The organism is Ruegeria lacuscaerulensis (assembly GCF_013033355.1).
Classification (GTDB): domain Bacteria; phylum Pseudomonadota; class Alphaproteobacteria; order Rhodobacterales; family Rhodobacteraceae; genus Ruegeria; species Ruegeria lacuscaerulensis_A.
This window is the reverse complement of record NZ_WQDY01000005.1, coordinates 269,028-287,840: the sequence shown is the minus strand read 5'-3', so window position 1 is coordinate 287,840 and position 18,813 is coordinate 269,028. Positions and strand designations below refer to the sequence as shown.

Here is an 18,813-nt window from a genome sequence, read left to right as displayed (position 1 = left end):
TGGGCCCCAAGGTCCAGGCTGCACAAGACTTTGTGCGATCCTCGGGCGGTCGCGCGATCATTTGCGCCCTCGCAGATGTCCCTGCGGCAGTGCGTGGAGAAAAAGGAACAACGGTTTCTGAGAGCGCGGGAGAGACCAAGTTTCACTGATACAATGGGCCGGACAAGAAAGTTCTGCTCGAAGCCTTCTTTGTTGTGAACATGTCCCTCTGAGCTGATCCACTAAAGTGGTTCCTAAGAAATACAGTTCCGTCTTCCAGATGCCGACTATTGAAGTGCCAAAAACTCAACAGATTAGCAGGGTCGGCTATAGCTTGTAGCTGGCTTGAATGGCGCTGGAATTAAGCGACTTAACAGTCGTTCCTTTCAAGAGGATGGATTGGCAGACGGGAATGCATGGCTGGCAATTGTATTTAACACTCGCCCTCAAGCTATTAATGTGAGGCATACCACTGCCTGCACAATTAGCACTTCGCAAATTGGTTTCCAAGATTTCCAGAGCTTAGAAAAAGTTATTTTGGGCTGAAGGAAACTGCGTTCATTTCAAAACTGAAATGGTTGTCCAATCATCATCTGCAGCCTAACACCTTCGTCGGAAAATGCGGTATCTGCTCTGACTACAAAGCCTTGAACCCATGCGCGCAACCCAATACCAGCGCTCCATTTCATGTCAGAATGCAGTTCGCCAAGATCGTAACTGCCTGCGACGCGGCCCATCTCACCAAATGGAACAACCTGCACCCACTCAACACCCAGCAATTCTTGGGCGGCGGGCCATTGGTTGAATGGGTTCCAATACGGGGTCATGCGAAGTTCCGCAGAATAGTAGATGGCAGAACGATCATTGAATCTCTCTTCCGGAAAGCCGCGCATACGAAACAAACCTCCAAGCGTGGCTCCAGTGTAAGGAGGAGGACGATTGGAGATAACTCCACCATTTTCACTCCATGACGGTGTGTCTGCAGTCCAGAAATCGAATGCAAGCACACGACTACGAAACCACGCAGACTCACCAAAATCGTGATAGGCATCAAATTCAGCCTGCATCACAGTCCAGGAATCTGTGCTGTCAAACCAGCCGAAATCCCTTGAGTATTGCAGCTTGAGGCCAACGCCTTTCGTGGGGTTCACCGGAAAGTCACGGTTATCCCAGAAGTAGACGAAATCAAGACCATTCGTTCGTAACTCGCCGTCGAAATCATCTCCGTCGCTCACCAACGCTCTGTGAAACGGCCTTATCTCAAAAAAGCTTCGCCCACTTTCAAATGGGTTCAGAGACGATCCACCTGTCGCGCCGGAAACCAGGAAGCCGTCGCGTATACTGTAGTCAGGAACAACTTGATTGCGACCGTGACCTATCGGCAAAAGATACTTGAACCGGACTCGCGAAAACACGTCCGAACCGCTTCCTGTGACAAAGTTGTCTTTGTTCGAGTCATTCGTTCCAGCTCGCTCCCCTGCGAAATCCGGATTGCCGTCTACATATGTGTCTGCGTCGTTGTAATAACCGAGAGAAAATATGGGATCGATAAAGAGGCGCTTCCATCGAGGGACCTGTAAGTCTTCCGCAGCAAGAAAACCTGTTGCTGAGCCAGTGTCACCAGCAATAATTGTGCCAAGTATCCTAGCCTGAGGTTGCAGGTAACCTACCCGTCCTTCTACCCAGCCTGCGCTCAGACCAAATGTTTCATTATAAAAGGCAAATGGAAGGCTGAGTCTGAGACCGGAATAGTCCTCAACTTCCTCAGCCAACACCGAAGGCGTTAAAGCGCTAAACATAAGAAACAAGGCCAAAAGTTGCATGGCGACCGCGTTCGGTCTGCAATCGCGTGGCTTTGGCACCTCAGAAATCAAGTCTAAAGCCCCCTTTTCATTCGTATTTTAGAATATAAAAGGTCGAAAGATTTTGATAATGATTTTAAGCGCTACCGGTAAAAGAATGTTTCGGTGTGACAACTCAAAAACTGACGAATGCCACTTCGCGATACGCAGAAAGTTGGTTCTGGAAAAATAAGCCGCACTCGAAATCTTTGGGTTACCGCCTTCGACCTTTAAAATCATGTGCCGCGCGCGGACCTCTGTGCGAAGCAACTTTTGCCTTGGCGGCACCGGTACAAGAAACGGCAAAGGAGAAAGTCTCGTGATTGGTCAATTGTTGCTGGGCTCAGTTATCACGCTGTTCTCAATTATGACAGGCGCGATAATGTGGGGCGTTCTCAACGAAGTACTTGAAAAAATGGAGCCGTGGCTTCGCCATTCGGACAACCGATTTATGTCATTCGTGGTAGTATTGATCATGGTCGTGGTTTGCATAATGAGCGTGACCACATTTGGCGTTTGGTTGTGGGCCCCAGTTTTTTTTGAAGATGTCAGTATTCAGCACGCTGGAAGAGGCGGTGTACTACTCATTGGTAGCATATACGACCTTGGGTATTGGCGATGTAGTCGTCCCACAGCACCAGAGGTTGCTTGGCGGGATGACTGGTGCAAACGGTTTTTTCATGTTTGGTTTGATGACGGCAATGCTCACCGACATTTTTCGCCACGTGGGAAGGATGCAGCGCGGCTTGAAAGACTAGTAAATTGCTGTTGGGGGCCAGCAGGAGTTTTCCCAACTCGATAAACTCTGCTGCTAAATGTGTTTGAGCGACCTTCGATTGGGCTCGTTAACCCCCTCTTGGAACGTAGCTTGCCCGACTAACGCCGCTAAATAATAGGTCCGCGTCAGCATGAAGTGCCCAAATGATGATAGTAGCTTTACAGTTGAACTAAATTCGGGCACGACCTACACAGCAGATTGAGAAGAAAATGGATACACGTCTGTATCCCAGGAAAAAAGCAAAGCAAAATATCCGCTCAATCCGACAAGCGTCGTTGTAACGCCGAAGCCTTATCGAGATGATTTTTTGATGGCGTGTCGATAGCCGATACGATTGGTAACCAACGACGTTCTTCTCCGCTATCGCTTTGGCTGCATGGGTCGACTTCTGGCTATGAAACTCAATTGAGCCTGAATCTAAGGTAAGTTCGAGACGAACAATTGGATAATAAATGCATTGGCAATATCGACAAAAAAAGCTGAAACCAGCGGAAGTACAATGAAGGCAAGCGGAGACGGGCCATATTTATGCGTCACAGCCGTCATGTTGGCTATGGCCGTTGGTGTAGCTCCAAGAGCGAAACCAGCGAAACCTGCAGACATCACGCCAGCAAAATAGTTTCGCCCCATCGTTCGATAGACAACGAATATGATGAAAGCTGCCGCAGCCGCAGCTTGAAGCGTCATAGTGACGGCTAAAACACCAGCGGAACCCGCCAAAGTCCAAAGCTGCATACTCATTAGAGACATTGAAAGAAACACTGCTAACGAGAAGTCCTGTAATAGTTTCAACGAGGCGGTACCCGTTGGTGTCTTGATCTTCGGAAAAACTCTCGGCGTCAGGTTTGCAAGTAAAATACCGGAAAGAAGGCATGGCACGAAGAGCGGCAGGTTTGCTCCGGTTAATTCCAGCGACTCATCTGCAATGAAGCCAATCACAATTGCTAGATGCGTCCAAAGAATAGCTCTCATCATTCCAGGATTCGTCGGGCCACCGGTTGGATCAGTAGAAGCTATCACCTCAATAGCGTCTTGATTGGAACTGGAAATCGATGTTTTCTCTTTCGCGCTTGGTTCGAGCCGGTCACGCGCAATCAAGTAGCTGGCGATTGGTCCGCCAATTAGACTTGCCATTATTAATCCGATCGTTGCAGCGGCGATGCCAAGCTCCGCCGCCCCCGCTACAGCGTATTGCTCTTCAACAACTGGGCCCCACGCTATGGCTGTACCATGACCACCGATGAGAGACGTTGTCCCCATCATCACACCGGCCTGAGATGGCAAGCCAAATAGTGAAGCTCCGAGAATGCCTATTCCATTCTGGATAAACATATACCCAATGGTCAAAACAAGCATGAGGCCGAGAAGTGGGCCGCCTTTAACTAGGTCTGAGAACTTCGCATTAAGACCAATTGTGGTGAAGAAGTAGATCAGCAAAGAGTCGCGCGACGCCAGATCATAAACTACTTCTCGCCCAGTCACAGTTACCACGCCTAGTGTCACTAGTGCCGCCAGTAAGCCACCTGAAACCGGCTCGGGGATTGAGTACTTGCGCAAAAACCCAAACTGCTCTGTGAGCCTTGATCCTAGAAAGTACACAACGATGCCAAGAGTCACAGCAATAAAACTGTCCACCACGATCGGTTCTGCCATGAACAGACTCCTAACTTCGCCGCACCACCATGCGGTCTTGAACAAGCTGCACAGGTGCAACCGGAAATTATGGTCCGATGGTAGAGCATGATCGAACAAGGGTGCAACAAAACGATCCTGCTGCTAGACTGGGCCGATACTTACAAAAAAGCCAATTTATGAAGAATAGAAGGGCTATCAACGTGAAAAAATTGATCAAAAGCGCTATCAGCATCGCCCTTTGCAGTGTAGCTGGTGTTCCAGTTACAGCAGATGAAAAGACACATTCTTACTTATTCTTAGGCGAAGAGACGATCCTAACAGGCACCGAAAATTGTGTTTATGAAATAATGAAACAAGGTGTCGAAGTAGATGAAAACGAAAGTAGAGTATTCTATGAATTAGCGCAGGGAATTATCCTAGTTTATGCACATAAATACGTCCGCTATCGAACCACTGGAAAAGTACCGGATTCATACAGTGAAGAAGAAGCCGAAATTTTACAATCAGGTGAGATAGACGAATTTTTCGAACACTGCTTTAAGTGAACAAACGACGATCAACTAAAGTCTTGTGACAAAACTTTCTGTCTTATTAGGTGGGTGATCCTTTGGACGTGAAGCGGTATAAAAAACGGGCAATCCAATGGAGTGTGAAAGGATGTGTTCCGACTCAAAGCCCGTTTAGTATTTTTGCGGAACAGTATGTTTGAACGAAATGGACTTCGGAGCACCTTTCCTGTGTTCGCGGCGATTGGGCAATTCCGGAAGCACAAAGGGCTCTTCATTATACGGGATCGACTGAAGTAAGTGTGAAATGCAGTTCAGCCTTGCTAGGCGTTTGTTGTCTGCGGGAACGCGGAACCAAGGCGCATGTACACTGTCTGTCTCCGATATCATTCTCTCATATGCTTCTGTGTAGTCCCACCAACGTGCCCAGGACTCCACGTCCATCGGGCTTAGTTTCCAGTGTTTTCTAGGATCGATCATGCGGTCCTTGAAGCGCTCCTGCTGAACCTCTCTAGTAACATCAAAAAAATATTTCAAAAGTATGATACCTTCCCTGACAAGGTATCGCTCAAAACCGGGCGCATCGGTCAAAAAGTTCTCATATTCTTTGTTGGTACAGAAACCCATGACCCGTTCCACTCCCGCGCGATTGTACCAACTTCGGTCGAACAGGACGATTTCGCCTCCTGCAGGCAGATGTTCAAAATACCTCTGGACATAGACTTGGGACTTTTGTCGGTCGCTTGGTGCAGGAAGCGCAACGACCCGAAAAACTCGTGGGCTCACACGCTCGGTAATACGTTTGATGACGCCGCCTTTTCCTGCAGCGTCGCGCCCTTCGAATACTACAACAACTCTTGCTTTAGTGCGTTGCACCCATCCTTGGAGGTGGCAAAGCTCCACCTGCAATCTCTTCAATTCTGTCTCATAGGACTTCTTAGAGATTTTTTTCTTTGCCGCCACGTCCATTGCCCCCATTAAACAATTGTAGGTAATTGAGTTAGAGTTATTGTGAGTTCGTTTCCTGCAGTCTTTGCAACCACATAAGCGCTTAAGTCTACGAACAACCGACATCCTCTCGTTCAAGCTTTAAGGCGCTGCCAATCCAAACTATTAAACAACCTACGCGTCCAGAATTTCCGGCGCCTCAATTACTGGCCACCAGATATGCGTAGCAAGCCATTCGTAGTCGGCCCCGCCCACACCATTCGCACCAGTTGACTGCTTGTGTGCGGAAATTAGCTCTTGGCTAAATCGGTGCCCGCCTCGAACGAACTTTGTAAGTTCGCGATGCACAGTCCAGTTCAAAGCCAATCCCAACTCTGTGATTTGAAACCCATCGTCTACACGTTGCACGTTCGGGTTCGCCAGGAAAGTCAGCTGCCGTCTCACGCTTGTCTGAGGCAAATTAGTATATTTAGCCAAACCGCGAGTTGTCCACGGTTGAGGATGAATAACAAGTGCTTGATGCACCCTCTGCATAGGGGGCGGATACTTAAAATGATCAAACGTGACTTGCCAGCGGCGCCAAAGTCGTAACCGGTTGCGCTCAGTTTCACTCATCGACATAAGTGCATACATTAATGATTATGATTTACCTGACAAGCCAACTGAAGCAACGATCCCTTTGGCGCCAATAAAGTAATCGTGCTTACCGAGGCGGACGATCGCTCCAAAGGGTCGCAGAGTTAAAACGCTGATAACCATAGTCAAATAGCGCTTGCATGTACTCTGGATCAAACGGCTCAGCTAGAGGATATTCGAAATCAGTTCCAATCCAAGTGGCTTGGTATTCGGCGTCTCGCTGCAGACTTAGTTTGTACGCAATCGTAAGATCATCTACGCCTTGCGCCTTGATTAGCGTAGAAAGCGAGCGTGCAGACACTTGGAAGACCCCCGGTTCAATAACTCTAAGTTCTGGCTCAACTTTGCCGTTTCGGATTGCATACAGCTTGCCACCGCGAGCATATTTCCTTGGGATATCCCATCCAGGCACGTAGGCGGTTTGAGAATATACACCACCATCAACGTGAAGTTCATCCCGGACACCTTCATCAGTCTCAACATCAATTAAAACCGGAGGGAAAACGCCCGGAATTGCCGCAGAGGCGAGTATTACATCGGCGAATACCTTTTTTGCATTCGCTGAATTGCTGTTAGCGATTGCACCCATATCCCAAAGTACTGGCCTTTGTGCATCCAGGCTTACTGTCTGAACCAACAGACGCCGTCCGCGACCATGTTCTTTGGCAATTTGCGCTAGAAAATCGTCCGTTATGTAAGACTGTATAAGTTGTTTTAATGGGTCAGAGCTTTTGACAGAAGAACCACTTAGGATACCAGTTACAAGTCGTCCTCTGAATATCCGGGACGGTGGTAACCCACCGTACAGCTCTTTGAGCTCATCGTCATAGTCAGACCCCAGGAAGGCGAACGGCGCGGCCAAAGCACCGGTTGAAACACCGGTAACGACCATAAATTCTGGGCGTGTGCCGGATTCGCTCCATGCGTTCAAAATGCCGGCAGCAAAGGCTCCATCTTCGCCTCCGCCCGATAGTGTTAGTGTATAATCTGAAGATAACCCAGATGTTCGCCTTTGACGTTGAGCTGTTTCCAGCAGTTCACTGATATTGACTGGAGCAACATCGGCCCAATAACGAGCACCTTCGATGCCTGGAACTTGTGGACTCTCTAGATCCAATTCACTTACTGGGTTCCTAGATATATTTGAGCATCCCAGTTGGAGAAGCAGCAGTAGCAAAATAATCAGCTTACTCCGATGCCCGCGTCCCGTCTTCTCCACCACTAGCTCCATTGGGTTAAACTAACACACGGGCCAGCAACTTTTTTCTGGACCATACCTCTTGATCGTCGTTCCAGCTCTGGGAGCGCATTAAGCGTCGCAGTCTTTTTGGTTGCGTTCAAGTATAGCATGCCAAACAAGCACAAATTTATTATTGCGCTAACGTTTCTCGGTAGGAGCCATTTCCGTACTGGTTGGCAAGACTTCAGTGTGAAAAGTCTGCTCGGCTCGTGACACGGGTTCAACTGACCAAATCCTTTGCCCCAAATACAGTGCAAAGCAAAACATGACCGCAAAATTTACCCAATAAAGCGCGATGTCACCAAAAAAAGTGGTAACTAAGTTGGCTATCAAGGGGCCGCTTATCGATCCGAGAGTCCAAACCAATAGCATAGTTACCGCTGCCGAAGAGACGTAGACAGGAACCGTTCTGTCCAACGCGTGCGCCACAAGCAAAGAATATTGAGTGAGCAAACTTCCACCTAGTAGCATCAGAATAACGCAAAGGATTACGAAGCCGATTGAGTTGTAGTCGAATGAATTGACGCTGTGGTCGTAGTCCACGTCGACCAGAACCGCCATAAGAAGAAGAACTACTGTTGCGGTTACCGTAGCTATCAAGATTACTTTCCGACGGTCCATCTTGTCGGATAGCCATCCAAGCGGAAACTGAAAAAGGACACGCCCGAGATAAATGAGGGCTACCATAAGGGCCACATCGATTATTTCGACCCCTAGCTGAGCAGCATTATAGGGGACAACGCTCAACAAAGTTGTAGACACCATACCCATGGCGAATACGCCCAAGACTGCGGCTGGGGCGTCCTTAAATAAACCGCGTATTCGAATGGGTACCGTGGTTTCATTATTGGGAGGAGATGAGCGAGTAGTCGAGATGACCACAATCGAAATGCAGTAAAACAAAGCGACGTAGACGAATACCTCTCGAATATCCCCGGGCACTACAAAAACTAAAAACTGACTGAACACGGCGACTACGCCGACTATTATCGCATAGACTGCGAGAACTCTTCCCCGGGTCTTTTCCTCCGCAGTTTCATTGATCCACGTGTCACCGATCGAAAAAAGCCCTGCGGTGGCCAAACCGGAGAGGAACCGCAAAAAGACAAGAAATGGTGTGTTGGTGGAAACAGAAAAAAGTATGGCCACCGCTATCGTGATAGCTGCGCCAGAAGCAAATGCACGGATGTGGCCAATATCAGCAATCGATCTGGCGACAACAAAACACCCGACTAAAAACCCTGCAGAGTATGCGGACGCCGCAAACGAAGCGGCTTCTTGAGACGCCCCAATTTCAGAAAACGCGAGTGGAACCAAAGTACCAGATCCAGCAGTGGCCAGCTGAACAGCAGCCATTGCAACGAAGAGTGATTGAAGATTGAGAACTTGGTTTCTGATTGCCAATGCACCCTAGCTCCAAGTTGCACCGAGGCTCGGTAAGTTTTTCCTACTTCTCGCTTCTACTCAGGTAGACGCGCGGTATCTTCCAGCAAACAACGCTACTCGTTAAAGATCTTAACACCGAGTTCTACTGAAATCGAAAATCGCTGGGCACTACGGTGGACCTTCAGGCTTTCGCGAATTTAGTTTTTTGGTCGGATATTTCGCTTACGCTTTATAATACAACAATAAAATCTGTCCACTTCCCTGAAGCTCTCGCCGAGCCATTTTGGCTCGGCCCAATTTGTGAAAATCTGCAGGTGCGGGCAGAGTTGGTTCAAGCGATCTCTTTTCTCGCGAAGCTTGATGGGCCCCTTGGGTGCGCTCAACGAGCGAGCATCTTAAAAGCAGGTGAAAAACTATGCATTTGATTTTCCGAGGGGCATTGGCGGTTGTTTTACTTGGTGCTTTACCCATCGTGGCAGCAGCACAAGACGCTCCCACAACGATAAGACCAGCAAAAGTCTTCACTGTTCTTAAAGCCTCATCTGATTTTGAAAGGATTTATCCTGCAATTGTCTATCCGTCGAAGGAAGTTGAACTCTCTTTTAGAGTCAGTGGACGAATTACAGAGCTGCCAATTAGGGCCTCTAGCAGTGTCATGCAGGAAGACGTTGTTGCCCAACTAGACACCCGAGACTTTGAAGTCGAGGTAGAAAGGCTTAACAGCCAACTCGAAGAGGCCGAGGCGAATTTAATTGTGCTGAGGTCAGGTGCACGCCCTGAAGAAATTACAGCTCTAGAAGCCTCGGTTGAGGCAGCTCAAGCCCAAAGAGACCAAGCTCGGGAAGACTACATCCGCTCAGCTCAGCTTTTGGAGAGGGGGGTAATTCCTACTGCGCAGTACCAACAACGTGAAGCTGCCTTTCGTCTGGCAGAAGCTGAACTGGTGTCACGAGAAGAGCAGCTTACAATTGGTCGTATCGGTGGACGGCCAGAAGAAATAATTGCTGCAGAAGCGGCGATCCGTGGCCTTAAAACACAAATTCAATCGGCAAAAAACGATCTTTCCGATGCTACGCTTCGAGCGCCGTTCGACGGAACGATTGCCAAGCGCAACGTGGACAATTTTCGTAATGTTCAAGCCGGTGAAACCATCGCCTTAATCCAAGATCTATCGACTGTAGATGTAAGCTATGACTTGCCCGGCGCTGACATAATCGCAATGTCGTCAATTGGCTTCGACAATGTTGTTAGCATGGTTACGTTCGACTCGTTGCCGGGCGTAGAAATGAACGCAGACCTTGTCGAGTTTACTACGCAAGCAGACGCAGCAACACAAACCTATCGAGGTCGTCTATCAGTAACCCCGCCTGAAGACTTGATTGTACTGCCTGGGATGGTAGCGCGCGTGATTATTAGGGCGGACGGGCAAAGCGACACACATGTTGTGGTTCCACTTTCAGCTTTAGCGGCAAGCCCCGACGGTTCCCCTTATGTCTGGCTATTGGATGGATCCAACAGCACTGTCAAGCGTCGACCCGTTGAATTGGGAGAAATATCTGAAGACTTCGTGTTCGTAAAAACTGGCCTTGAAGAAGGGCAAATGATTGTAACTGCAGGCTTGAGCGAACTGCAGGAAGACATGGTAGTTCGCCCGATTTCAAAAGTTGGTGAGTAGCAAATGGATCTCGCAAGGTTTGCAATTGAGAAGCGTCTAATTTCCGCGTTGGTGACTATTCTCATTTTGGTGGCTGGCTATTTTGCATACTTAACTCTTCCTCGTTTCGAAGATCCTGAGTTCATAATAAGGCAAGCTCAGGTCATAACACCTTATCCGGGTGCCACTGCAGAAGAAGTCGCCGAAGAAGTCACTGAGGTTATTGAGAATGCTCTACAAGAGCTCTCCGGGGTAAAAGAGGTGAAGTCAGTTTCATCACCCGGACTCAGCACTGTGACGGTCGAGTTTACAATCCCCACGACACCTGATTTTCCGTCACTCCATGCAAGATTTGCCCAATTGCGCGCAAAGATTCTTGACGCTCAAACAAGCCTGCCGCCGAACGCGCTCCAATCTCAGGTCTACGATGATTTCGGCGATGTGTATGCCTTATATTTTGCGATTGTTGGCGATGGCTATTCAATAGCCGAGCTCCACGAGTACGCGAAGGAGCTCCAGAGGGAGTTGGTTGCCGTCAGCGGTGTTTCCAAGGTGGTCTTAAGTGGTGAACAGAATGAAGCAATCTTTGTAGAGTATGCACCAGCAAGGTTAATAGAACTTGGAATATCACCGCAGCAAATTGGGCAAGTTCTGGAGGGACAAAACCTCGTAGCGCCCGCGGGTTCCATAAAGTCCAACTCGCGACGAATAGAGATACGTCCGTCGGCGGCAGTAGCCTCAATTGACGCTATCAAAGACCTAGTCGTTTCTGTGCCGAGTAGTGGTGCATCATTTCGACTTTCAGATATCGCAACCGTGTCGCGCGGTTACGTTGAACCCGCAAGCCCCCTACTTTTTCGGGACGGTCAGCCTGCAATTGGAATTGGAATATCGAATAGCCTGGGCGGAAACGTTGTGAACATGGGCGAAGCCGTGAAGCAACGGATAAACGAGCTGGAGAACCTAAGGCCAATCGGAATCCAGATTTCGCCAATCTCTGATCAGTCTGCTTCGGTAAAAGAATCGATCAACGACTTTGTCATGAACGTGGTTCTGGCGCTCATCATCGTTGTAGGCATATTGCTAATTTTTATGGGGTTAAGATCCGGAATACTCATGGGAGGTATTCTGTTGGTCACAGTCGCAGGCACGCTTGCCGGCATGCAGCTCCTGGGGCTCGACATGCAAAGGATTTCACTAGGCGCGCTGATCATTGCGCTCGGCATGCTGGTTGATAACGCTATTGTCGTTGTCGAAGGTACGTTGGTCCGAGTTCAACGCGGCGAAGCCACCAGCGACGCTGCTATCTCTGTCGTAAATCAAACCAAATGGCCGCTGCTCGGAGGAACAGTTGTAGGACTTTTGGCGTTTTCCCCAATTGGCTTTTCACCGGACAACACTGGAGAATACGCCGGAAGCCTCTTCTGGACCATTTCTATCTCGTTGCTTTTTTCGTGGTTGGTAGCGATTTGGCTCACGCCTTATTTTTGCACTCTGCTGCTGAAACCAACCTCGGAAAAACCGCCTGCAGAGAATGCAATTCTCCGTGCCTATCGTGCTCTCCTCGCGTATGCGATCCGGTTCCGGTACCTGACTGTGGGGCTTGTTGTTGCGCTCTTTCTCTCTGCGATCGCAGGGTTTGCGCTGGTACCGCCGGGCTTCTTTCCCAACAGCACTAGGGCGCAATTTGTTGTGGATTACTTTTTGCCAGAGGGAACCGACATTGAACAAACCAGTCAGGACATGCGAGAGATTGAAGCGCATCTCTTAACTCTGCCAGGTGTCAACTCTACTAATCTGTCCGTGGGCAGCGGGCATTTACGCTTCATGTTGGTATACGACAGTGAAGACCAGAACCCCGCCTATGGTCAAATTTTGGTGGACGTAGAGGATTACCGGCAGATCGATGCGTTACAGCCTGAAATTCAGTCATGGATTGACCAAAACTACGCTGACTCATATGCAAAAGTTTGGAAGTTTGTACTGGGCCCCGGTGGTGGATCGAAAGTCGAAGCTGAATTTTCTGGACCCGATCCCGTTGTGCTTCGGGAACTCGCCGAACAGGCAAAACTGATATTCGCTGAAAATGGAGCCATCGCGATAAAAGACGACTGGCGCGAACAAAAGCCGGTAATTCGACCAGTTATTGACACGGAAAACGCCCGCAGGCTCGGTCTCACCCAAGCGGAAATTTCCAGGGCAGTTTACTGGCATCAAGTAGGGGCGCCGATAGGGATTTATCGCGAAGGCGACAACTTATTGGACATAGTTATGCGCCCGTTCGAAGCAGCCCGAAGCAATATCAGTGACCTAAAAAACATCCAAGTTTATAGCGATGTAGCCGGAGGGTATATTCCAATATCCCAAGTTGTAGACCGATTTGACCTTGTTTTCGAAGCTGGGAACCTTAGGCGCATCGACCGAAAGCTTGCAATCACCGCACAAGCCGATAACGCACCAGAAGTACTCTCAGGCGACCTTTTCGCTCAAGTCCGACCACTTGTAGAGGCAATAAAATTGCCAAGTGGGTATTCTCTTGAATGGAGAGGTGAGTACGGGGACTCGCAAAGTGCGAACGACGGTTTAGCTTCGACTATGCCGCTTGGGTTCGGAGCGATGATTGTCGTAGTTTTCTTCTTATTTAACGCAGTCCGACAACCACTGATCATATGGTTGACAGTACCTCTGGCTCTCATTGGAGTCGTCTGGGGGCTCGCGGCAACCAGAACGCCACTCGAATTTATGGCAATACTGGGTATTTTGTCTCTAACAGGGATGTTAATCAAAAACGCTATCGTCCTTATTGACGAAACCGATACTCAGATTGCCGGTGGAAAACCTCGATTGCTGGCTGTTGTTGACTCAGCCGTTCTACGCGTCCGCCCAGTGTCATTGGGAGTACTTACTACTGTACTTGGAGTAATGCCTTTGCTGTGGGATCCGTTTTTCGAGTCACTCGCAGTGGTGATCATCTGCGGTTTGAGTTTTGCAACCGTTCTTACGCTGATAGTGGTGCCGACTCTGTACTCAATTTTTTTTAGAATAAATGAGGACGAAACAGCGGCTTAATCACTAACCTAAAAATCCCCACCTCTGCCAAACACCTTGCGCTTTCGGCATGTTCCGGGCTTTAAGTGCGTCCTTTTGCATGTACGAACTGATTTGGATCCCACCTTCAATTCGCACGACCTTTCCAAACCTGCAGAAAACCCCGACTAAAAGTGCGGAACCTAATTTATTACGCAATCCTGAAGGATTCTTAGTTCCTCACAGAGATTCTTTTGGAACATTGTGAGCGGTAAGTTTGCCTAACCCCGTCTCAGCATGTTCGGCGTTTGGTGAAAGAAATTTTTTGCGCTGTTCTCGTAGATTTCCGAAGTCTACCTTCTGCGCATCTCCGCCGCTCGTGTTCAGCGCGGTAAATGCCCCCTACTCCAGCACCTCATCTCCATCGCGGGCAGCCGCACGCCTTTCGGCCAAACGTTTTGCCATGTTGTACTCGTCACTGCCCCGTTCGAAGCGGCTTTCATAGAAGTCGAGCACCATCGCGTTTTCCTTGGCGGTTAGCAAACCACCAGTAGAAAGCCCCTCGATAATGCTGCGACGTTGATGGTCCGACATTTTTCCATAGTAGATTTCAGTGATTTTTTCGTTCGTATGGCCAAGATTTAGGGACCAGGCTTTACGGTCTTTGGGAGAGGTGCAAAGCTCATCCCCAAGCGCCTTGAGCGTATCACGAACAGAGTGCGGTGTGCATTTGCGTCCGATCTGGGAGGTGGCGAGATCAAAGGCGCAGCTCACGGCTGAGGAGGATTTCATCGGGGGTACGGGGCTGATCTCTGATCCTCGTTGTTTCAGATGTGCAAGCTCAGGGAAGACAGCGTCGTCTTGGGTGAAGCCCATTACCATTAGCTCCGAAAGCCAGCTTACGAAAACCTCTTGGAAGGCTTCAGTACGCGGGAAGAAAACACTGCGAAAGCTCTTCCCATTCTTTGCGCGCATTTCTAAGGCGTCCTGAACCAGCTCCCCTTTACAAAGGTCAATATGTTTCAGTCTCAGCGTAGTGAGCGCTGCGGCGCGTAACCCACTGGCATAAGCACAAGCCACCATGGCGCGATCACGGCGCTCCGCAATCGTGCGATCAGGCATCTTCTCCAACATCTTTTCCGCCTGCTCGATCGTCAGATAGTCGCGATCATCACGCGGCAGGGTTTTGGCGTGTACCGCCTTTGGAAGCTCCAGATAGAGTGGGATGTTTTGACTCAAACGCTTGTAGCCGTCCTGAAGCCGGAGCCATTCGAAGAACTGGCGAACCTGCGACGCGTGGTGCCGGATGGTAGAATTACTCAAACCACCATGCTCTTTGAGCGTTTGGCCAAGATTAACCAAATGATCACGAAAGTCTGCGGCGTCCTTTGGCGTGACCTTGTCGAAGGCTTTGCCTCCTAGGAAAACCTCCAGCATGCGGATGCTCCGCAGATGGGCGCGTTTGGTCGAAGTCTCAAAGCGCCCAGCATAGATTTGCCACTCATGCACGATCCGATCGTTTGTCGGGTACCAAACCGTCTCGCGAAAGCGGGGTTTATTCCCGGTATCAGCTGGGATCTCACAATTACTTTCGTCTATCAGAGCCAGGCTGGTACCCGACATAAGGCATTTTTCTATTCTGTCGTATTCTGACGCTTTCAGTAACTTTGTTACCTGGGCATCGCAGGTAGCGCAGACGCCCACCGCCATGTACCTATGACTGGAGGTTGTCATCAGCGAGATCGACTGTGGAGCGGGATAACATGCGCTGCCGCAGCTCAAACAATTGAACTCACCCTGTTTCAGTTTAGCGAGCGGTTTGCGCTTCTGGCCATTGTGGTAGCGTTGCAGCTCAGCCCCACGAAAAATAAAAGGACGCAGATCGTCTGATTTCCGCAGGCCGGATTTCATCCAGTCGGTGATGGCATTGCGGCGAACATTGTAGATTTTACACAGTTCATCTACCGAATAGACTTGGTCTTGGCAGACCTTCACCTTGTAGTGGGCCCGTGTCATATTTTGCGCCCTGACTTGCGACTTTTCTTCTTGGTTTGGTGTGATGCTTCAGCCAGTTTTTTCTCAAATGCGAGCAGGCTGGATAGGCGCCAGCGACTGCTGTTTGGAGGCAGCTTGATCGGTGCCGGTAGAACACCAAGCTCCACGCGTTTCCAAACTGTTTGGCGAGCGATACCGAAGCGTTTAGCCACTTCAACGTCTTTGAGATAGCGTTCGTCTTCGCCGAGGTTTTCAGCTTCTATCGCCTCCAATGCAGCAACCTGCACTGGCGTCAGAGCGGGCGGATTGGAATGAAGCTGAACTTGAGTCTGAACCCCGCCTTGATTGGTGTCATACGCAGGCGGTTGCGAACCGGCAGTAGAGGGATCTGCGAACAGATCCCCTATAGCAGAATTGTAGCTGAATTTAGCCATCGGCACCCCCATTCAGAGATGCCCAGTTATGGGAAAGAGAAAGGTTCGGGAGCTGGTGCATTAAGCGCCCTCCCGCAAGAGTTCGCGGATATCACCAACACGCCAAGCTGTTGTGCGAGGCCCGAGACGTACAGGCTGAGGGAAGCGCCCAGCACGGACGCCTGCCCACCACGTCGAACGGGATACAGGCACGGGACCGTGAGGGTGCAGGATCTGCTTTTCGCGCAGCAGCGCTTCGTTGGGAAGATCGTCAAATTGCATCGTAGTCCATCTATGTTTGTTACAGATGGTCCAAGGCTGACGAGGTCCGGTCTTGTGCAGCGATTATCCACGAAGTCCGATCGTGGATCCACGATGTGAATTATATTTTTAAGGGTTCAGTCGCTCCAATAGTTGCTGTTGACGTGCAATTCACTTGCCTCCTTTAGAAGCCTACGAACCGTTTGCTGATCCACCCCGCAGCCAAGTTCAGCAGCTTTGTCCGCAATCTGCTTCGGCACGTCAGAGCGTTTTTGGATGGGCGTATAACTGTGACCGTCCACTGCGCATGCAATGAGGGCTTTTTGAAGCGTTGCGATCCGTGTAGTGCTTGCAGACTTTTGCGCCCGGCTGTTTTCGGGGGAGGAAGAGGCCTCAAGCTTTGCTTCCAAAGCAGACAGGCGCTCATCTTTCGCTCGCAGCATATCTCGAAGTTTTTCGTTCTCCGCGATGATTTCCGCATTCTCGGCAACGGTATCCGGATGCTGGCCATCGTGAGGCGGCATCCCCACGACACGCCGCCACGCTAAGGACACATAATACCCCCTTTTCGCCAGCCAAAGCAGATAGTCCTTTGCAGGCGCCTTCTCACTGATTTCCCCGATCTCTAACGCCCTTTCCAATATCAGGAACCTGTCGTCACGCTCACGTATCGTCTCTCCGGTTTCCGGGGCGTGACCGCGCCAGCTTTCTGTGCGGAATGGCTTAAAGTTCAGCGACAAATCGATTGCCTCGCGGGCTGTCCAATAAGGTTTTCGGATCCATTCCCCGATCAGAATCCGTTCCTGCCCAGCGTATTCAGGGGAAAGAATTTCCTTCCTTCGATGCGCAAAATGCTGACCGTCAAATACGATCGGGCGTTCCGGTGTGATGGCTAGCCACCAATCTGCATGGAACGGTAGGTTGTTGCGCTCTGCCCACCAAAGCCAAAAAACAGGCGCGCCAAATCGTTCACCCGACCGCTTCGTTCTAGTTAGTAGCGCACTGTGGTCATCCAGCTCCTTTGCGGCTCCGGCATCATCCGGCGAAATGCCCAACGCAAGTAGGACCGCGTCTTTGAGGGACCAACTGCTCTGATAGACCCAAGCTTGGATCAATTGTTCGGTAGGTTTTACCGGGGCTTGTTCACATTCAATCATGTCCCAGTTTTTCCTTCTTCATCTTATCAAGTTGATCTGCCCACCACTGTGTCAAATCAACTCGCTCATCCCAGTGTGTTCCGCGTGCATATGCCCGGCGGATTTCGTTCTTTTCCACATGGGCGAGGGCTCGCTCAATGGCGTCCGGATGCCAGCGGCCGGACTCATTGGCCAGTGTGGAAAACATTGCCCGAAAGCCATGCGCCGTCATCTCGTCCTTCTCGTATCCCATGCGGCGCAGCGCGGCATTCAAAGTATTGTCGCTCATGCAGCGCTTGGATGAACGTACCGATGGAAAGAGCAACTTGCCCCAACCCGTCAGGTCGCGCAGTTCCTTCAAGTGATCGAAGGTTTGGCGGGAAAGCGGTATTGTGTGAGGCCGCCGCATCTTGGCGCGATGTGCCGGAACGGTCCACGCCATTCTGGCCTCGTCGATCTCATCCCACTCCGCCATTCGCAACTCTCCGGGGCGCAGGGCAGTCAATGCGAGCAGTTGCAACGCGAGGCGCGTAGTTCTTTGACCAGCAAACCCGTCGATAGCCCGGAGCAATGCACCGACCTGCGCCGGATCAGTGATTGCCGCGCGGTGCTGTACTTGGGGCCTGATCAGGGCATCCTTCAAACCATAGGTCGGATCGTTATCCGCGAGTCCCAGGGCGATGGCATAGCGAAAGACGGCCCCGGCAGCAGACCGCATCCGTACGGCGGTTTCGTGATTGCCCTTTTTTTCCATCTTCTGCAGCGGAACCAGAATATCCCGTGCTGTTATTTGCGTGATCGGCATTTTCCCGATGTCTGCGGAAAGTAGCCGGTGAAACCAGGCGGTCTTTGTCAGCGTTGCTTCGGCACGGCCTTCGCTGCGCTTCTTTTCCAGCAGTTCTGCCGCCAACTTGGAGAAGGTAGCGTTGTTCTCTGCCTCTTCTCTGGCTTTTTTGTCTTTGCGCACGCTGGAAGGATCTTCGCCATTTGCGATCAGGCTGCGGGCGTCGTCCCGTTTCCGTCGCGCATCGGCCAGTGTCACTTCTGGATACTTGCCCAGCGCCAGCAGCTTTTCCTTTTGGAACCAACGATACTTGAAGCGCCAGAGTTTCGAACCGTTCGGCTTCACCAGCAAATAAAGCCCGTCAAAATCGGCCTGCTTGTAGGGCTTCTCCCTAGGTTTCAGAGCCCGAATCCGTGCGTCGCTCAAAACAGGCATTGGGGGTACCTTCCAGTCACCGTGTGGCACGTACCCCAATTTGGTACCCCATTTGGGGGCAGATTACAGCGCACGTGGCAGGACAACATCGGACAATCCGAAAGTAGAAATCCTGCAACTACAAGCTACTATCAGTCAAAATCGAACGCAACTGGATGT

Annotated in this window: 15 protein-coding genes; 4 read left to right on the top strand and 11 right to left on the bottom strand. The window is 50.3% G+C overall.

From position 1 onward, the window contains the following. Positions 1 to 542 precede the first annotated feature (542 nt). Positions 543 to 1,802: a BamA/TamA family outer membrane protein gene (locus tag GOW48_RS11970; RefSeq protein ID WP_170753938.1), complete on the bottom strand. Its 1,260-nt coding sequence runs from the start codon at positions 1,800 to 1,802 to the stop codon at positions 543 to 545. 563 nt (positions 1,803 to 2,365) lie between these two features. Here GOW48_RS11970 and GOW48_RS22785 point away from each other — a divergent pair. After that, positions 2,366 to 2,578 (top strand): ion channel, encoded by a 213-nt coding sequence (locus GOW48_RS22785; protein WP_170753936.1) that lies wholly within the window; start codon positions 2,366 to 2,368, stop codon positions 2,576 to 2,578. Positions 2,579 to 3,015: 437 nt separating this feature from the next. On the opposite strand, the gene gltS is transcribed toward GOW48_RS22785, so the two are convergent. Then, the gene (gene gltS, locus GOW48_RS11960) at positions 3,016 to 4,251 is read right to left on the bottom strand and encodes a sodium/glutamate symporter (RefSeq protein ID WP_170753934.1); all 1,236 of its coding nucleotides are present in this window, start codon (positions 4,249 to 4,251) and stop codon (positions 3,016 to 3,018) included. Positions 4,252 to 4,328: 77 nt separating this feature from the next. Here gltS and GOW48_RS11955 point away from each other — a divergent pair, with 77 nt between their 5' ends. After that, positions 4,329 to 4,778 carry a hypothetical protein gene (locus GOW48_RS11955; protein ID WP_170753932.1) on the top strand — a complete coding sequence of 150 codons (450 nt, stop codon included), beginning with the start codon at positions 4,329 to 4,331 and terminating at the stop codon, positions 4,776 to 4,778. 135 nt (positions 4,779 to 4,913) lie between these two features. On the opposite strand, the gene ppk2 is transcribed toward GOW48_RS11955, so the two are convergent. The 4 genes from ppk2 to GOW48_RS11935 all read right to left on the bottom strand — a co-directional run bounded on the left by ppk2 (position 4,914) and on the right by GOW48_RS11935 (position 8,967). Next, positions 4,914 to 5,702 (bottom strand): polyphosphate kinase 2, encoded by a 789-nt coding sequence (gene ppk2, locus GOW48_RS11950; RefSeq protein WP_331251871.1) that lies wholly within the window; start codon positions 5,700 to 5,702, stop codon positions 4,914 to 4,916. Positions 5,703 to 5,861: 159 nt separating this feature from the next. After that, complete coding sequence (locus tag GOW48_RS11945) at positions 5,862 to 6,095, bottom strand: hypothetical protein (protein ID WP_170527438.1); 234 nt, start codon at positions 6,093 to 6,095, stop codon at positions 5,862 to 5,864. A gap of 295 nt (positions 6,096 to 6,390) precedes the next feature. Then, positions 6,391 to 7,542: a patatin-like phospholipase family protein gene (locus tag GOW48_RS11940; RefSeq protein WP_170527435.1), complete on the bottom strand. Its 1,152-nt coding sequence runs from the start codon at positions 7,540 to 7,542 to the stop codon at positions 6,391 to 6,393. A gap of 159 nt (positions 7,543 to 7,701) precedes the next feature. Then, entirely contained in the window at positions 7,702 to 8,967 is a 1,266-nt protein-coding gene (locus GOW48_RS11935) for an MFS transporter (protein ID WP_170753930.1), read from the bottom strand. Between the two features lie 397 nt (positions 8,968 to 9,364). Between GOW48_RS11935 and GOW48_RS11930 the strand changes: the two genes are divergently transcribed. Together GOW48_RS11930 and GOW48_RS11925 are read left to right on the top strand one after the other, a co-directional pair. Next, positions 9,365 to 10,624, top strand: coding sequence for an efflux RND transporter periplasmic adaptor subunit (locus GOW48_RS11930; protein ID WP_170753928.1), 1,260 nt, complete (start codon positions 9,365 to 9,367; stop codon positions 10,622 to 10,624). Positions 10,625 to 10,627: 3 nt separating this feature from the next. Further along, entirely contained in the window at positions 10,628 to 13,672 is a 3,045-nt protein-coding gene (locus GOW48_RS11925; RefSeq protein WP_170753926.1) for an efflux RND transporter permease subunit, read from the top strand. 360 nt (positions 13,673 to 14,032) lie between these two features. On the opposite strand, the gene GOW48_RS11920 is transcribed toward GOW48_RS11925, so the two are convergent. From GOW48_RS11920 to GOW48_RS11900, 5 genes are all read right to left on the bottom strand, one after another. Further along, the gene (locus GOW48_RS11920; RefSeq protein WP_170753924.1) at positions 14,033 to 15,646 is read right to left on the bottom strand and encodes a tyrosine-type recombinase/integrase; all 1,614 of its coding nucleotides are present in this window, start codon (positions 15,644 to 15,646) and stop codon (positions 14,033 to 14,035) included. After that, a complete protein-coding gene (locus GOW48_RS11915; protein WP_170753921.1) occupies positions 15,643 to 16,059 on the bottom strand; it encodes a helix-turn-helix transcriptional regulator in 417 nt (138 codons plus the stop codon). Before GOW48_RS11915 ends, GOW48_RS11920 begins: the two co-directional genes overlap by 4 nt. Positions 16,060 to 16,119: 60 nt before the next feature. Continuing rightward, positions 16,120 to 16,320 carry a helix-turn-helix transcriptional regulator gene (locus GOW48_RS11910; RefSeq protein WP_170753919.1) on the bottom strand — a complete coding sequence of 67 codons (201 nt, stop codon included), beginning with the start codon at positions 16,318 to 16,320 and terminating at the stop codon, positions 16,120 to 16,122. 116 nt (positions 16,321 to 16,436) lie between these two features. Continuing rightward, positions 16,437 to 17,354, bottom strand: a complete 918-nt coding sequence (locus GOW48_RS11905) for a hypothetical protein (RefSeq protein ID WP_170756467.1) — start codon at positions 17,352 to 17,354, stop codon at positions 16,437 to 16,439. A 94-nt stretch (positions 17,355 to 17,448) separates the two neighbouring features. Next, entirely contained in the window at positions 17,449 to 18,654 is a 1,206-nt protein-coding gene (locus tag GOW48_RS11900) for a tyrosine-type recombinase/integrase (RefSeq protein WP_108861800.1), read from the bottom strand. Between the last annotated feature and the right edge of the window lie 159 nt (positions 18,655 to 18,813).

Coding starts and splice junctions, on each gene's coding strand:
- gltS (WP_170753934.1), bottom strand. CDS start 4,251: ATGGCAGAACCGATCGTGGTGGACAGTTTTATTGCTGTGACTCTTGGC.
- GOW48_RS22785 (WP_170753936.1), top strand. CDS start 2,366: ATGTCAGTATTCAGCACGCTGGAAGAGGCGGTGTACTACTCATTGGTA.
- GOW48_RS11910 (WP_170753919.1), bottom strand. CDS start 16,320: ATGCAATTTGACGATCTTCCCAACGAAGCGCTGCTGCGCGAAAAGCAG.
- GOW48_RS11930 (WP_170753928.1), top strand. CDS start 9,365: ATGCATTTGATTTTCCGAGGGGCATTGGCGGTTGTTTTACTTGGTGCT.
- GOW48_RS11900 (WP_108861800.1), bottom strand. CDS start 18,654: ATGCCTGTTTTGAGCGACGCACGGATTCGGGCTCTGAAACCTAGGGAG.
- GOW48_RS11915 (WP_170753921.1), bottom strand. CDS start 16,059: ATGGCTAAATTCAGCTACAATTCTGCTATAGGGGATCTGTTCGCAGAT.
- GOW48_RS11970 (WP_170753938.1), bottom strand. CDS start 1,802: ATGCAACTTTTGGCCTTGTTTCTTATGTTTAGCGCTTTAACGCCTTCG.
- GOW48_RS11920 (WP_170753924.1), bottom strand. CDS start 15,646: ATGACACGGGCCCACTACAAGGTGAAGGTCTGCCAAGACCAAGTCTAT.
- GOW48_RS11925 (WP_170753926.1), top strand. CDS start 10,628: ATGGATCTCGCAAGGTTTGCAATTGAGAAGCGTCTAATTTCCGCGTTG.
- GOW48_RS11955 (WP_170753932.1), top strand. CDS start 4,329: ATGGTAGAGCATGATCGAACAAGGGTGCAACAAAACGATCCTGCTGCT.